This window comes from Aquimarina spinulae (assembly GCF_943373825.1).
GTDB classification, from domain to species: Bacteria; Bacteroidota; Bacteroidia; order Flavobacteriales; family Flavobacteriaceae; genus Aquimarina; species Aquimarina spinulae.
Genome location: NZ_CALSBP010000003.1, coordinates 156,526 through 173,026 on the forward strand (window position 1 = coordinate 156,526; position 16,501 = coordinate 173,026).

Here is a 16,501-nt window from a genome sequence, read left to right on the forward strand (position 1 = left end):
ATTTGTTTATAAAATAAAAACCCCCTAGTTATACCATAACTAGGGGGTTTAAGTTGTTTAGTTTACTTGTGATGTATGCCTAAAATGTATATCTGGCAGAAATACCAACATTGACTCCAGTATTATCTACACCTCTATACCCGTTTGGTCGATCGATATCATGGATATCAAATGTTGGACGAATACTAAATGCTACCTGAAGCGGAAAATCAAAACGATAATCAACTCCAAAATCCGCTCCTATATATGGGAAAAATTCAGCGTCTCTATCTACGCTTGCAACATTAAAACCAAGATATCTAGTTTTAAAATCTATATACCCTGCACCGACACCAGGACCTGCAAACCAATTTAGTTTATCCCAAATATTATATGTCCAATGAAAAAATACTCCACCACGATATGTAGAGATAAAAGAATTTGTTTTAAAGCCTAAATTGGCATCAATTCTATTATGTTCACTTATAATTTGTCGTTGGTATGTAATTTCGGGACCAAAGCCTTCATCTCCAATAACTCCTTCTGATAACCGAATTCCTATAGCGTTTTCGGGAATATCTTGAGCTTGCAGTTGTGAAACCGAGATAATAATTGATAGTACAAAAAAAAGTTTTTTCATGATTTAAATTTTTTAAAAGTTTTAATTGATTATTATAAAAATGGTTAGTGTATCTTAATGTATTGTTTGTAAAACCAGTGTATTGAGAATATCAATCAAATTTGTATCTGGCACTTAAGCCAAAGTTAAAAATGATATCATCATTAGTATAACTATCGAAGTATATTTCTGGTCTAAAATCTAGAGAGATTAATAGCGGAAAATCAAAATTGTACTCAATACCAACATCTCCCGTTACGAAGCCAAAAGTTATTAAATCATCGTCACGAACAATATCAGAATCAAAATCGACTAATCCGCCACCAATTCCTGGGCCAATAAACCAATTTAGACCTCCGTTAATATTAAAAACCCACTGATACATCCCTGTAAGTTTTAGAGCATTGTAGCTTCTTTTACCTTGCGCTCCAAGTCCTACTTCTATTCTTGTCTTAGAACTTATAGCATTTTGATATGAGGCTTCAGCCCAAAAACCATTTGCTTCACTTAGACGTAAACCAATAGTATGTTTAGAAATTTCCTGAGACTGTATATTACCCATACAAAGAAATAGAAAAGGAAGTATAAAAAATATATTCTTCGTCATAATCGCAAATAGTAATTTCCTACTTTCCGACTATAACGTCATAAATCTTCTATTCTGTAAGGATAAGTCTTAAATCTTTGTTAAGATTGAATTAACTACTTTGTAACTGCATATCGGTACTCTCAAAAATCTTATCTGCAGAATCAGCAATGAAACCATTAAAAATAACAGCATGATTGTTTTTGTAACGATATGAAAATTCATAATAACAGGATGTGATTTCTTTAACGTTTTCTTCAAATTCTACTTCGACTACATCAGCCAAAATACTAGACTGCTCTAATAATTGAGACGGCGAACCTTTTATTTCACCTCCAGAAGTATTCATTTTGAAACCATTCTCTTTGAGAAATTCATTTACCTTGGATAGATTTTTAAATGTTTGAAGTTTATTAACATCTACTGTGAAATGATTAGAGCAAAAGCCATTAACATATACCCAGGCCGCATATTCTGATACCGAAAGAAGTCTTTTGTAAATCTCAAAAGACGGTTTAGCCCAAACTCTGCCTTTTAGGATAAGATCTTCTTGTTGTAAAACTGTATGGGCTATTTGATTTATAGTGTTTTGGATAATGCTGTTTAGCTCAACAGAAAATTCTTCAAGAAGCAATTCGCTAATAAAGATTTTTGGTGCATTACCATCACTTTTGTGTTCAAAATGTTTTGCACGTAATTTTTTGGCCTTAAAATGGTATTCTCCTTTGGGTTCATACCCCATAGCAATAAAAGGTTTTGCCAAAATATCAATATTAACTCTTGGATCATTAAAAGTGCGTATTGCAATATGATCGTTAAAAACGGTATTGCCTTCTGCTTCAAATAAAGATTTAATTTTTTGTGCTGAAGGAGTTTTTACAGTGTATTGTTTCCAGAGTTCTTCAAAAAAATAAGTCAAATCCATTTTAATTATGTTTTTATTTGAAGCAAAATTATTATTTTTGACTATTATTGCGTGTATATGTATTATTTTTAGTTTCAATTGTATAAATTTTGTGTCAAATTGAGAATAATGTTTTGTTTTTATTATCAATTTTGACTGCAAGTGTTTTAAATTTTTTAGGAGTATGAATCATTTTGATTATATAGATCAGCAGATTTTATTGCAGATACGTGAAGATGCCAGAAAGCCTTTCTCTCAAATAGCAGAGAATTTAAAAATTTCTAATTCTCTGGTGCATCAAAGAATTAAAAAACTTAAGCAACGTGGTGTAATAAAGAAAGCCGAGTTTGTTGTAGATGAAAAACAGATTGGTTTTAAAACGAAATCTTATGTTGGTATTCGTCTAAGAGAAGCTAGATATGCAAAACAAGTAGTTGATGGTTTAAAAGAAATTCCGGAAATATTAGAATGTAATTATGTTTCGGGTCATTATGCTATTTTCATTCTTATTTTTGCATTTGATAACCATCATTTACGTAAGATTCTGTATGAACAGGTACATCAGATTGATGGAGTCGCAGGAACGGATAGTTTTATTTGTTTTGATACGAATTTTAGAAGGCAGGTTTCTTTAAATTCTTTAGGAAAGAATATTTCATATGATTGATAAAAGTATATTGACATCTTTACAAAACCAGCTAGAAGGTCAACTACAATTTGATACTCTAATTACTGCTTTATATGCTACAGATGCTTCAGTGTACCGTAGAATTCCCCTGGCAGTAGCATTTCCAAAATCAATACAAGATGTAAAAAAAATAGTTGCTTTTGCATCTCAAAATGATATTGGTATTATTCCCAGAACAGCAGGAACTTCGCTTGCAGGACAATGTGTGGGGGATGGTATTGTGGTAGATGTTTCTAAATATTTTACTAAAATAATTGCTGTTGATAAAACCAAAAAAACAGTGACTGTTCAACCAGGAGTGATACGAGATGATCTTAATCGTTTTTTGAAACCGTATGGATTGTTTTTCGGACCTAATACATCGACATCTAATCGTTGTATGATTGGAGGAATGGTCGGAAATAATAGTAGTGGTACTACATCAATTCAATATGGGGTTACAAGAGATAAAGTCTTAGAGTTACAAACAGTATTGTCTGATGGTAGCGAAGTTACTTTCTCTGAAATATCATCAAATGATTTTGAAGCAAAGCGAAATTTGGATACCCTTGAAGGAAAAATCTACGACCAGATTTATACCGAACTTTCTTTTAAGGAGATTCAACAACAAATTATAACTCATTTCCCAAAACGAGAAATTCATAGACGTAACACAGGTTATGCTATTGATGAACTGATTGATTCTGAGGTGTTTTCTACAACGAATACACATTTTAATATGTGTAAACTCCTCACAGGAAGCGAAGGTACATTAGCTTTTACAACACAAATTACATTACAGTTAGATGAACTCCCACCAGAAGAAACCTTAATGGTTGCGGCGCATTTTAAGACTATCGATGATTGTATGAGAGCAGTAGCGCCTGTAATGCAACATTCGCTATTCACTTGCGAAATGATGGATAAAACCATTTTGGATTGTACAAAAAATAATATCGAGCAATTAAAGAATCGTTTTTTTATTGTTGATGATCCAAAAGCAATCTTAATGCTAGAACTTAGAGCAAACGATGTTAGTCATTTAGAACAGCAAAAAGATAAGCTATTAAAAACTCTTGATGATTCAAAATTAAGCTATGCCAATCCAATTTTACGTAAAGAAGAAATAGATAAGGCTTTAGAGTTAAGAAAAGCAGGGTTAGGATTATTAGGTAATATTGTTGGTGATAAAAAAGCAGTTGCTTGTATAGAAGATACGGCAGTTGCTATTCCTGATCTGGCGGATTACATATCAGAATTTACAGATTTAATGAAGTCTTATGATCAACAAACTGTGTATTATGCACATGCTGGAGCAGGAGAGATTCACCTTCGACCCATTCTGGATCTTAAAAAAAGTAAAGACGTAACCCTGTTTAAAAAAATAACAGATGATGTAGCAGCTTTGGTAAAGAAATATCAAGGTTCTATGAGTGGTGAGCATGGTGATGGTATTGTAAGGGCTGGATACATACCTTTTATGATTGGTGAGGGTAATTATAAGATTTTAGAACGTATTAAAAGTACATTTGATCCTAGTTCTATTTTTAATCCGGGTAAGATTATTGATGCCTATCCCATGGATCAAAAACTACGGTATCAGATAGATAGAAAAGAACCAGAGATAGATACTATTTTTGATTTTACCGATTCGATGGGAATTCTAAGGGCTGCAGAAAAATGTAATGGTAGTGGTGATTGCCGTAAGTCTGTAGAAGCAGGAGGAACCATGTGCCCCAGTTATCGGGCTACAAAAAACGAAAAAGATACTACCCGGGGTAGAGCAAATACACTAAGAGAATTTTTAACCAATAGTGAGAAGGTTAATAAATTTGATAATAGAGAATTAAAAGAAGTTTTTGACCTCTGTCTAAGTTGCAAAGGATGTGCTAGTGAATGTCCTTCTAATGTTGATGTAGCTGCGCTGAAAGCAGAATTCGAATATCAATATCAAAAAGAAAATAGAGTATCGTTACGTACAAAGCTTTTTGCCCACAATAATAGATTGAATTCTGTAGGAAGAATCGCACCTGGTTTAACAAATTTTTTCTTTTCTAATGCATTAACATCGAGTGTTTTAAAATCTGCTTTAGGTATTGCCAAACAACGAAATTTACCTTTGTTAAGCAAACAATCCTTAAGAAGTTGGTGTAAGCAAAATATAAAAAGAATACAACCAGAGCAACCTATAAAAACAGTATACTTTTTTATAGATGAATTTACGAATCATCTGGATGCCGAAATCGGGATAGATGCTATCGAGCTACTCACCAAATTAAATTATAAAGTAAAGATAATTGATCATAAAGAAAGTGGGCGGACTTTTATATCAAAAGGATTATTGAAACAAGCCAAAATTCTGGCAAATCTTAATATTAAAACGTTTAATAATCATATTACAGCAGAAACTCCTTTAATTGGATTAGAGCCTTCTGCCATACTCACTTTTAGAGATGAGTATCTGAGATTGGCTGACGATAAAGAAAATGCAACAGCAGTGGCAACACATACTTTTTTGATTGATGAATTCTTACATGCAGAGATAGGGAAAGGGAATATAAATGCTGATTTGTTTACCACAGATACTAAAACAATTAAAATACATGGGCATTGTCATCAAAAAGCTTTATCGGGTATACACAATACATTTTCGATTCTAAATTTACCCAAAAACTTCAACGTTACGATTATCCCATCAGGATGTTGTGGTATGGCAGGATCTTTTGGATATGAGAAGGAGCATTATGATGTTAGTATGCAGATAGGGGAGCAGACCTTATTTCCATCGGTTAGAAAAACACCTAAGGATACTATTATTGTGGCTGTAGGAACTAGCTGTAGGCATCAAATAAAAGATGGGACTCAACGAGAGGCATTACATCCCATTAGTATTCTCAAAAATGCTTTAGCGTAGATAAGGTCTTTAAATCAGAAATTTCAAGTAAATGTTGGGTTCAAAATTATGTTAAAATATCATCCATGTATAGTTTCAGAAGTGCCATAGTTCTGAATAAGTTCTCCTTCAAATTTTAATAAATCTTCCCATTGTTTATCTACATCAATACCTTTTCCGTATTTACGTGCAAAACCAATAAATGTGGTATAATGACCAGCTTCACTAATCATTAAATCGTGATAGAATTTTGATAGCTCAGGATCTTTTATTTTTTTTGAAAGAAGCTTAAATCGTTCGCAACTTCTGGCTTCGATCATTGCCGAAAATAACAACCGATTAACTAAACTTTGCTTACGACTACCACCTGTAATACCAAATTTAAACAATTCATTTACATAACTATCCTTTCGTTCTCGACCTAATTTATAACCACGCTTTTTAATAATTTCATGAACCATTTCAAAGTGTTGTAATTCTTCTTGTGCCAAAGTTAATAAATCGGTAACCAAATCAGTATGTTCAGAATTTAACGTAATTATGGTAATGGCATTTGTGGCTGCTTTTTGTTCGCACCATGCGTGATCTGTTAAGATTTCTTCAATATTTGTTTCCGCAAGAGCTGCCCAACGTGGATCTGTTGCCAGTTTTAAACCAAGCATATTTGTATTGTTTTAAGAGATATATAGTATTGTCAAAGATACGTTTTGCGATTTTTATTTCAATGATTCTAACAACTTATTAATATATCATTTTTCAAAATATTTATATATACATATAAATTGCTGGCATTCATTAATAAGGTGAGTATAGCTGATTATGATTTTCTAAGGGATGTGATTACCTGGTTAGCAATAAAAGAAGCTTGTAGGGCTTTGGGATCAATTTCTAAACTTTCTACCTCCTCAATTGATTCTTCATAAGCTTTCATTGATTCATTCTCATAGTGAACTAGCTTCCATGCTGCATCATGATATTCTAATGAGGTTAGATTTTCTATCCAATCTCCAGAGTTTAAATAAAGACAGGATCCGTTTTTATCTTTATATTCTCGCATTTGGGGTTGATGAATATGACCACATACCACATAGCTATATTTATTCTTAACAGCTAATTCTGCAGCAACATCTTCGAAATCATTAATATACTTGACTGCTTTTTTTACGCTATTTTTAATTTTCTTAGAAAGCGAAAATTTTTCTTTACCTATACGTACCAAAAACCAATTAATAGCTTGATTAAAAAGAATTAGTATATCATATCCCCAACTGCCTAATTTAGCTAACCATTTTGCGTTTTGAATTGAGACATCAAAAACATCGCCATGAAAGAACCATGCTTTTTTGCCATCTAATTCTAGCACGAGTTTATCGACTAATTTAAAATTTCCGATTTGAGCATCACTAAATTTACGAAGCATCTCGTCGTGATTACCTGTGATATAGATAACTTCTGTTCCTTTTGATGCAAACGAAATGATTTTTTTGATAACCTTAAGGTGAGATTTTGGAAAGTATCGTTTTCTAAATTGCCAGATATCTATAATATCACCGTTAAGAATAAGAGTTTTTGGTTTGATACTATTTAGATAGTTGAGAAGCTCTTTTGCATGACATCCATAAGTACCAAGATGGATATCCGAAATTACAACAAGCTCTACAATACGTTTTTTCATATAAACATAATAATGCCACAAATTAAATAAATTCGTTTTTTTTAATAATTATCTAATGATGAGTTTATTGTTATCTGAATTTAATCATTAAAATGATTTGTTACCAGAATATTAAAAATCTGTTCTTTTTCTAACTTGTAATATGAATTTTAGAAGTTTTAATTAATTTGCCTCCACTTAGAACTATTTTGATAATAATTAGCATAGTTAATACGTTGATGTGATTATATTAACCATTAGCTTAAATTAACATGAAAAATCACACAATTATTACACGCTTATTTGTGTATGTTTCTTTTTTTATAGCTTTTTCGTTCTTAACTTCATGTAGCAAAGATGAAATAGAGAAAAAAACAGATAATAAACTTCAAAATAGTGGCAATCAACAAAGCAAAAAATTATACCCTTGGGAGTATGAAACCTATAATAGTTATTTGTCAAATTATAAGGAAGAGTATAGTAATGCTAAAAAATCGACAGTAAAATGGTCTTATAATGGAGCTACTGGACCAGAATTTTGGGGAAACTTATCACCAGATTTTGTTTTATGTGCAGAAGGAACTAGTCAATCTCCAATTGATATTTCATCCAATTGTAGAACTAGTAATGGTTATGGAGATTATTTTGATGATGAAGATGGCTTACATTTTTTTTATAAGAAATCTACTTTAAATGTACTAAATAATACTCATACCATCCAGTTCAGTCCTAAGCCGGGAAGTTATGTAAAACTTAAAGGAGTCCGTTATAACCTTGCTCAGTTTCATGTGCATGCATCTAGTGAACATACTATTGATAGTAGATTTTCACCTTTAGAGATTCACTTTGTTCATACGAATTCAGAAAACGATAAAGATCTTTTAGTGGTGGGTTTATTAGTTGAAAGAGGAAGGTTTAATAGGAGATATAATAGTTTCTGGAAAAGTTCTAACTTCCCTAAAGAGGGGAATTCTATTTTAGAAGTAACACGACTAATAAATTTAGCACATCTTTTACCCAGAAACAAGTCAAGATACAACTATTCAGGTTCGTTAACAACCCCACCTTGTTCTGAGGGGGTTAATTGGAATGTTTTAACCAGAAAAATTAGAATGTCTAGAAATCAAATAAAAGCTTTTACAAGACTGTATTCAGATAATTTTAGACCTGTACAAGAAACAAATGATAGGGATATTGTGCTAGTACCTGATTATTTTTTTTACTATTAGTTTTTTATATTACTGTCAGGTTTAAATGTATTGTATCGGATAAGTCGTAACTGTCTTTGTTTCAATGAATACAAAGAAATAAGAGTTTGATTAGATTAAAGTACGCTTAACTTAACACTATAATTAGTTCGTTTTATAGTAAAAATAAAAAGCCAAATTCTTGGATTAACAATCTAGAGTTTGGCTTTTTTATATCATAATACTACTGTATTTTTGAAGATTAAAAATTACATTTGCTAAAAATTGTATGCATGGCAGGAAATACATTTGGTAACCTATTTAAGGTAACTACTTTTGGAGAATCGCACGGAGTAGCAATTGGCGGAGTCATTGATGGTTGTCCCGCTGGTGTAACACTTGACTTAGACGCTATTCAACAAGAACTTGATCGCCGAAAACCTGGTCAGTCGGCTATTGTTACACAACGTAAAGAACCTGATACTGTCGAGTTTTATTCTGGTATTTTTGAAGGTATTACAACAGGAACTCCGATAGGTTTTGCTATCAAAAATGCAAATCAAAAATCTAAAGATTATTCTCATATTAAAGATTCTTATCGACCGTCTCATGCCGATTATACCTATGATCAGAAATACGGTATTAGAGATTATAGAGGAGGAGGACGCTCTTCTGCTCGTGAAACAGCAAGTAGAGTAGTAGCAGGAGCAATCGCTAAACAAGTATTGTCTGATATAAAATTTCAGGCCTATGTGAGTGGTGTTGGTTCCATCAAATTAGAAAAAAGTCATACCGAACTTGATTTATCATTAACCGAAAGTAATATTGTAAGATGCCCGGATCCTAAGTTAGCTTCGGAAATGGAACACTACATCAAACAAATTAGAAAAGAAGGAGATACCGTTGGCGGAATTGTAAGCTGTGTTATTTCTGGTGCACCTGTGGGATTAGGAGAACCGGCTTTTGATAAGCTACATGCCGAATTAGGGAAAGCTATGCTATCTATTAATGCAGTTAAAGGATTTGAATACGGAAGTGGTTTTGCCGGATCAGAACTAAAAGGAAGTGAGCATAATGATCTTTTTAATACCGATGGTACTACACAAACGAATCTATCTGGAGGTATACAAGGAGGGATTTCTAATGGAATGGATATCTATTTTAATGTAGCTTTTAAGCCAGTAGCTACAATTATGCAGGATCAGGAAACTATTGATAAAGAAGGTAATATTGTTACTATGCAAGGAAAAGGGAGACATGACCCTTGTGTAGTTCCCAGAGCAGTACCTATCGTAGAGGCTATGGCTGCTTTGGTACTTGTTGACTATTGGTTAATGAATAGAACAATTAAGAAATAAATTAATATAGAATAGTGTAGTTTTAATGTGTGGACACAAATTAAAATTACTGGCCTGTAAAACACTTATATACTAAGAAAACTGGCCTTTTATTTCGTATTTCGCAATTTCTATCCCCTTTTATTATTTTAAATTTATATATTGGTCGCTGTTTTGGCTTAAAAATTAAATTCTTCACATGAAAAAAATTGCACTGCATTGGAAAATTATGATCGGAATGATATTAGGTATATTATTCGGATTTTTAATGACAACACTTTCATGGGGAAAGGGATTTACAGGAGATTGGATTGCCCCTTTGGGGACCATATTTGTAAACCTATTAAAACTAATTGCAGTTCCCTTAATTTTAGCCTCTTTGATCAAAGGAATCTCTGATCTAAAAGATATTTCTAAATTTAAATTGATAGGAGGAAGAACCATCGTTATTTATATCTTAACTACGGTGATTGCAATAACTATTGGTTTACTACTGGTCAATACTTTTAAACCAGGAAATGGAATTACTCCCGAGACTATAGAAAAACTAAGTACAGAATATGCAGGTAATGCTAAAATATCTGAGCGTATCGCTGAGGCTGGTAAGCAAAAACAAAGTGGTCCTTTACAGTTTATTGTTGATATGGTACCAGAAAATGCTTTTAAAGCAATGAGTAACAATAAAATGATGTTGCAGGTGATATTCTTTGCGATTTTCTTGGGTATTAGTATGCTATTAATAAAACCTGCGCAGTCAGAACCTCTTAAAAAATTCTTTGATAGTTTAAATGATGTAGTATTAAAGATGGTTGATTTGATTATGCTTACAGCGCCATATGCTGTTTTTGCATTATTAGCTAATGTAGTGGTTACTTCTGATGATCCTGATATATTGTTAGCATTATTAAAATATGCTGGTGTTGTAATATTTGGATTAGCGTTAATGATCGTGTTCTATTGTACGTTAGTTGCTGTTATTACCAAGAAGTCTCCATTATGGTTTTTAAAGGAGATCAGCCCTGCACAATTATTAGCATTTTCGACAAGTTCTAGTGCAGCTACGCTTCCTGTTACCATGGAAAGAGTAGAAGAGCATATCGGTGTAGATAAAGAAGTATCTAGTTTCGTATTACCAGTTGGTGCCACTATCAATATGGATGGTACCAGTTTGTATCAGGCAGTAGCTTCAGTATTTATTATGCAAGTGCTTTGGCCAGAAGGATTAACTTTTGGTAATCAAATTACTATTGTACTAACTGCTTTATTGGCTTCAATAGGATCGGCCGCTGTTCCCGGAGCAGGAATGGTAATGTTGGTTATTGTATTAGAAGCAATTGGTTTTCCGTCGGATAAATTACCAATTGGTTTAGCACTAATCTTTGCCGTAGACAGACCTTTAGATATGTTAAGAACAACAGTTAATGTTACTGGAGATGCTACTGTGTCTATGATTGTAGCAAAATCAGTTGGGAAATTAGGCGAACCTAATGTAAAAGAATGGGACGATGATTATCAAGGGTAAATTAAATCAAACTTGATTTACTATTTTATTTAACCAACAGCCCAGTTTTTAAGTAATTCAAATAATAGTGGATATTCTGTCTCTCTTTGGGGATTCCACATCATGGTTAGCTGCGCCTTCTGTTTTATATCTTTTAATTCAATAATTTTTATAGGAAATTCATGTCCCTGTAATGAAGATACAGGTTCGAAAGAAATTCCCAACCCAGCTTCAACAAGCCTGAAACTAGTACTTGCAGAATCTGTTTCGTGAATAATTTTTGGGGCAAAACCGGCATCAATACAGATAGACTCCAGGATATGAACATAATTCGGACCATCTGCTACAGATGGAAATATAAACTCCTCATTAGAAAAAACAGAAAAATCGGTATAATTATGTTTATCAACAGGATGGTCTTCGGGTAGTAATATTAAAAAATTATCAATACGAAGCACTTTACTTTTCAAATTAAAAGGAACCATCGGGTTGGTGGCAAAACCAATATCTAATTCGTTTTGTTGTAATGCCAAATATTGATCACGGTTATTCATTTCTTTTAAAACTGCTTTTATACCAGGTATTTGACAATTAATTGTTTTTAGAATCTCAGGCAAGATTGTTTGCATTATAGAATGTGTAAACCCTATATTGATCTCTCCGGCATGCCCATTGTGAATATTAACAGTTTGCTTTTTTAATCTTTCTAATTGAGAAAGTTGTTTTTTTACTTCTTTTACAAAATGTAACCCAGCAGGAGTAAGTTTTACGTTACGTTTATCTCTTATAAATAGAATAGCCCCAATTTGTTCTTCTAACTGTTTAATTTGTCTGCTTAAAGCCGGTTGAACAATATTTAGTTCTTCTGCCGCTCTCGTGAAATTTAATTTTTCTGATAATGTAACTGCACTTTTTATTTGCTGAAGTGTCATTTATTACTTTTTGTTATTAGTTTATCAAAATTAAGTATTTTTTATTATAAATATAGATAGCTAATTTTGAAATGTTTAAATGTTTGTTTAATCTATTGCGCATATTGGAGAATTACTGATCAGAACTTGTCAGCCTGCTATTCTGGTAGATTGTCTTAATGTAGTTGATACTTTAACTGCTTGGTATGCAGGCTGATTTTTTCCTGATTATTAATTTTTTATATATGTGCTATTAAAAGACCTAATTCTAATACGAGACATGCAGAATACAATACCAAAAACAGATATGTTAGAGAAAGCTTATGATCCTTCAGATTTCAGAAAGATGGGACATCAAGTTATTGATTTACTTGCAGATCACTTAGAAAAGGTTCAAACCGATCGAGAACATCCTGTATTACCTTTTCGCAATCCAGAAGAGGAACTATCCTATTGGAAACAAGATTTTGAATCAGATTCGGGGACATTAGATGTATTTAAAAGTATTTTAGATCACTCAGTTCAGGTACATCACCCAAGATATATTGGTCATCAAGTTGCAGTTCCTGCATTAGTTTCAACTTTGGCTGGATTGATGTCTGATTTGTTAAATAACGGTACTGGTGTATATGAAATGGGAATGGCGGCTAATGCAATTGAAAAGATCGTTACTGATTTTGTAGCGCAAAGAATTGGATATACTGCAGAAACTTCTGGTTTTCTTACTTCGGGAGGTACTTTGGCTAATCTTACAGCTTTATTAGCAGCACGTAAAGCTAAAGCTCCATCTGCTGTTTGGGAACAGGGACATCAAGAAAAATTGGCAGTTATGGTTTCTGAAGAAGCGCATTATTGTATTGATAGAGCAGCCAGAATTCTTGGTTTAGGAAGCGAAGGAATTATTAAAGTACCAGTAGATATAGATTTTAAAATAGATACAAGTGTACTAAGTAAGTATTTGGATAAAGCTAAATCTGATGGGTTTCATGTGATTGCACTTATCGGTTGTGCGTGTTCTACTGCCACAGGGTCATATGATGATTTAGAAGCATTAGCAGATTTTGCAGAACTAAATAACCTGTGGTTTCATATTGATGGAGCACATGGTGGCGGAGTGGTGTTTTCAAAAAAATATAAACATTTAACTAATGGAATATCTCGTGCTGATTCTGTAGTTATAGATTTTCATAAAATGTTAATGACTCCTGCTTTAAACACAGCATTAATTTTTAAGAAAGAAGAAAATGCTTATCAAACATTTGCCCAAAAAGCTCAATACCTTTGGGATTCTCAACATACCAGGGAATGGTACAATTCGGGAAAACGAACTTTTGAATGTACAAAATTAATGATGTCTATTAAGGTGTATACCATCCTTAAGACATATGGAGAAGAAATATTCGAAAAGAATATTGATAAACTTTATGATCTGAGTTCGGTCTTTGCCAAAATGATAAGAGAGCGACTTTCTTTCGAATTAGCGCTGGAGCCAGAAGCTAATATTATTAATTTCAGATATTTCAAAACAGATAGCGAGGATCTTAATACTCTTAATAATACTATTCGCCAAAGGTTAGTGAAATCTGGTAAGTTTTATATTGTTCAGACAACAATAGGAGAGCATCGCTATTTAAGAACTACGATTATGAACCCATTAACTCACGAAGATGATCTAAGAGCTCTTTTGGATGAAATAGAGCATATTGCAGAAACTTTGGTGTAATTAGATTTTGATATTTAACATTTGTTAACGCAACGTATACTAAATGTAATTCATCTACTGTTATATAATAGTAACCAAAAATAATGGAGATGAAACATTTTATTTATGTAATATTCTTATTTACAATAATAGGTTGTAGTGGGGATGATGATGGTGCCCCAGTTAATCCGCCTTCTAATCCATCTGGCTTAACAGGGATTTGGAATTTAGTAAATGTTACAGGTGGGTTTGCAGGTATAAATGATGATTTTGATAAAGGAGTTATAGTTTGGGACTTTGATGATACTAAAAAAAGAGTAGAAGTAACTAATAATAACGCTGCTAATTCTTCTACCGAAGATTTATTTCCAACAGGAATTTATACTTTTTCTATTATTACTATAAATGGTAATAAAGAACTGATCGTCAATGAAAGAAACTTAGGTAATTTTGAGATTACAACTAATGAATTTGTCGTTGACGAACAGTTTAAAGATGGTTTTCGTTATACATTTCGGCGTTAAAGGGTAATCTGTTTGTTTTTTGGATATTTAACTTGATAAGAAAATTGCTTTTCTACCTTTTGGTTAGAAGAAATGTCTAGTTTCCAGGTCATAATGCCGGTTTTGGTATCATACTTTGCATTACCAGAATTTATATTATCCAGTTTGATCTCTTTATTTTGTGAAACTGGCATACGATCTTCTAGAGTAATAAAGATTTTATTTTGTTTGTTGTTCTTGATGCTTATTTTGTACCCACGATTTATGATTCTATTATTTCCTGTAAAGGATTTGCTTTTGAAATTATCGAGTAGTTCTCTTTTTACAACAATATTTGGATCTACACCTAGAGAAATGGTTAAACTATCTGTTGTGGCCAGAGGATCAATATTTGTTTTACCAGCAAAACTCCCTTCAAAATAGATATTCGCTTCTCCTGCTAAGAGATTAAATTGTTCCCAGTTTCCTAGTTTTGCGGTAAGAAATACGTTTTCATTAAGTTCTGGTGCGGTATAGTATTGATAATCGGCTTTCATATCAAATTTGTCAATAGCAATTACGGTAATATCGGCATTAGAATTAATGGTGTATTTCTTTTTGATTTTAAATCGGGTACTGGTTATTCCCGATTCTTTGGTTTCGACGATTTGGTTGTACTCTTTTTTTTCTTCCTTTCTTTCGGTGGAAGAAAGACCACGAATTTTTCCTCGTAATTTAGAAGTAACAACTACTTCTTCCAATGATTCTAAACTTTCATCTAATTTTACATCTATGGATGAAGAATGGATAGGAATCGTTTTATTATTAAACCCAAGATAAGAGAAAAAAAGCTCTCGGCCACCCTGGATATTTATAGTGTATCTCCCGTCAAAACCTGTTTGTATTCCATTAGTTGTTCCCTTTTCTACTACATTAGCCCCGGGAAGAGGCATCCCTTGTTCATCTGTAATGATCCCAGATACTCTTCTTATGGTTGGATTGTATTTATAAGAATACTTGTTAACTGTATTATCCTTTCTATATCCTCGATACGTAAAATTTAAATATTTTGGATTTAGATCTGGTTTTAGGTTATTAGTATTAGGGTCTCCGGTAGATAGGATGATATTTGCATTTTTCCAATCTGTCCCCGTTTGTTGATATACATTTGCTTTATAAGTTATATTAAGTGGTGACTCTGTGCTATTTGATTTAATATCATATAGAGGAAACCATCCAGCATTAGCAACATTATATCGTATTTCTAAGATTAAATTAGAGGCAATAGGGGAGTCTAGTTTCAATTTGATCTCACCTCGTTCTTCTTTGGTGTGACCTTCAAGTTTATTGATTTCATTTTTAAGGTTTTTGATTTGATTATTTAGATCATTTACCTTTTGAGTGAGTGAGTATATTTCGTTTTCTATTGCTGTTGATCTTTCTCGATAATAAGCAGAAATTTCTTTTACTTTTTCTAAGGAAATAGGGGTTTCATCACTTCCAATACGTTGATTGTTATTTAAAAGTTTTTGTTCTTGTTGAAGACCCGATACATTATTATTAAAATTATTTTTTTGCTGTAATATTGACTTTAGTTGTTTTTTTAAAGATGCTAACTCTTCAGAATCTTTTTTCTTTTCCAGATAATTAATTGCGAAATTTATGGCAAGAATGGATGTATTCTTTAATCCAGATATTTGAATACTGTTTTCTTCGATATTAGGAGATAGATCTGATAATGTGATCTCATTGATACCCGAAGTTAAATTCACAGAGGCTATTCGTTTTATTTGTGCTCCTTCAAGATACACGGTTACCTCTTCTATTGTAGTTTTAGTTTTTTTTTTCAGCGCCAGATGCTATTATAAATGAAAAAAACAAAAATAATAATGTATAGGTCTTCATAGTAGTATGGTTTTAATTATAAAGCGAATGTATAGTGTTGCTTTTCTTATAAAAACCAGAATTGAGTGAATTGCCCTTTTGATTTAGGTAACGCTTCTTTTTAAAGTTGTTCGTTTATGTTTTTAGCAGGGGAAAAACCCCCTGAGCATTCTTAGTTAAAATCCCCTTACGCTG

General features: G+C 32.5%; 14 protein-coding genes. 7 read left to right on the top strand and 7 right to left on the bottom strand.

Translation table 11 applies throughout. The annotated features are described in order from the left end of the window. Positions 1-79: 79 nt before the first annotated feature. From NNH57_RS23410 to NNH57_RS23420, 3 genes are all read right to left on the bottom strand, one after another. A complete protein-coding gene (locus NNH57_RS23410) occupies positions 80-619 on the bottom strand; it encodes a hypothetical protein (protein ID WP_074406338.1) in 540 nt (179 codons plus the stop codon). 91 nt (positions 620-710) lie between these two features. Beyond that, the gene (locus tag NNH57_RS23415) at positions 711-1,205 is read right to left on the bottom strand and encodes a hypothetical protein (RefSeq protein ID WP_074406337.1); all 495 of its coding nucleotides are present in this window, start codon (positions 1,203-1,205) and stop codon (positions 711-713) included. A 91-nt stretch (positions 1,206-1,296) separates the two neighbouring features. Continuing rightward, positions 1,297-2,109: a DUF1338 domain-containing protein gene (locus tag NNH57_RS23420; protein ID WP_108809294.1), complete on the bottom strand. Its 813-nt coding sequence runs from the start codon at positions 2,107-2,109 to the stop codon at positions 1,297-1,299. Positions 2,110-2,272: 163 nt separating this feature from the next. Between NNH57_RS23420 and NNH57_RS23425 the strand changes: the two genes are divergently transcribed. Beyond that, positions 2,273-2,755, top strand: a complete 483-nt coding sequence (locus tag NNH57_RS23425; RefSeq protein ID WP_051475984.1) for an Lrp/AsnC family transcriptional regulator — start codon at positions 2,273-2,275, stop codon at positions 2,753-2,755. Next, a complete protein-coding gene (locus tag NNH57_RS23430) occupies positions 2,748-5,669 on the top strand; it encodes an FAD-binding and (Fe-S)-binding domain-containing protein (RefSeq protein WP_108809293.1) in 2,922 nt (973 codons plus the stop codon). The genes NNH57_RS23425 and NNH57_RS23430 overlap by 8 nt, the downstream gene beginning before the upstream one ends. A 59-nt stretch (positions 5,670-5,728) precedes the next feature. On the opposite strand, the gene NNH57_RS23435 is transcribed toward NNH57_RS23430, so the two are convergent. Together NNH57_RS23435 and NNH57_RS23440 are read right to left on the bottom strand one after the other, a co-directional pair. After that, a complete protein-coding gene (locus NNH57_RS23435) occupies positions 5,729-6,310 on the bottom strand; it encodes a MiaE family protein (protein WP_074406334.1) in 582 nt (193 codons plus the stop codon). Between the two features lie 155 nt (positions 6,311-6,465). Beyond that, on the bottom strand, positions 6,466-7,323 hold the full coding sequence (locus NNH57_RS23440) for a UDP-2,3-diacylglucosamine diphosphatase (protein ID WP_108809292.1): 858 nt from the start codon (positions 7,321-7,323) through the stop codon (positions 6,466-6,468). A 251-nt stretch (positions 7,324-7,574) separates the two neighbouring features. Between NNH57_RS23440 and NNH57_RS23445 the strand changes: the two genes are divergently transcribed. The 3 genes from NNH57_RS23445 to NNH57_RS23455 all read left to right on the top strand — a co-directional run bounded on the left by NNH57_RS23445 (position 7,575) and on the right by NNH57_RS23455 (position 11,348). Then, positions 7,575-8,531, top strand: a complete 957-nt coding sequence (locus NNH57_RS23445; protein ID WP_108809291.1) for a carbonic anhydrase — start codon at positions 7,575-7,577, stop codon at positions 8,529-8,531. 251 nt (positions 8,532-8,782) lie between these two features. Continuing rightward, a complete protein-coding gene (gene aroC / locus NNH57_RS23450; protein WP_108809290.1) occupies positions 8,783-9,847 on the top strand; it encodes a chorismate synthase in 1,065 nt (354 codons plus the stop codon). Positions 9,848-10,025: 178 nt separating this feature from the next. Further along, a complete protein-coding gene (locus NNH57_RS23455; protein WP_074406331.1) occupies positions 10,026-11,348 on the top strand; it encodes a dicarboxylate/amino acid:cation symporter in 1,323 nt (440 codons plus the stop codon). 29 nt (positions 11,349-11,377) lie between these two features. On the opposite strand, the gene NNH57_RS23460 is transcribed toward NNH57_RS23455, so the two are convergent. After that, a complete protein-coding gene (locus NNH57_RS23460; RefSeq protein ID WP_074406330.1) occupies positions 11,378-12,259 on the bottom strand; it encodes a LysR family transcriptional regulator in 882 nt (293 codons plus the stop codon). A 259-nt stretch (positions 12,260-12,518) separates the two neighbouring features. Here NNH57_RS23460 and NNH57_RS23465 point away from each other — a divergent pair, with 259 nt between their 5' ends. Beyond that, positions 12,519-13,961, top strand: a complete 1,443-nt coding sequence (locus tag NNH57_RS23465; protein ID WP_074406329.1) for a pyridoxal phosphate-dependent decarboxylase family protein — start codon at positions 12,519-12,521, stop codon at positions 13,959-13,961. Between the two features lie 83 nt (positions 13,962-14,044). Then, positions 14,045-14,464: a hypothetical protein gene (locus NNH57_RS23470; RefSeq protein WP_074406328.1), complete on the top strand. Its 420-nt coding sequence runs from the start codon at positions 14,045-14,047 to the stop codon at positions 14,462-14,464. Here the strand turns inward: NNH57_RS23470 and NNH57_RS23475 are convergent. Further along, positions 14,461-16,194 carry a mucoidy inhibitor MuiA family protein gene (locus tag NNH57_RS23475; protein ID WP_254504269.1) on the bottom strand — a complete coding sequence of 578 codons (1,734 nt, stop codon included), beginning with the start codon at positions 16,192-16,194 and terminating at the stop codon, positions 14,461-14,463. The two genes, NNH57_RS23470 and NNH57_RS23475, sit on opposite strands and share 4 nt — an antisense overlap. Positions 16,195-16,501 lie beyond the last annotated feature (307 nt).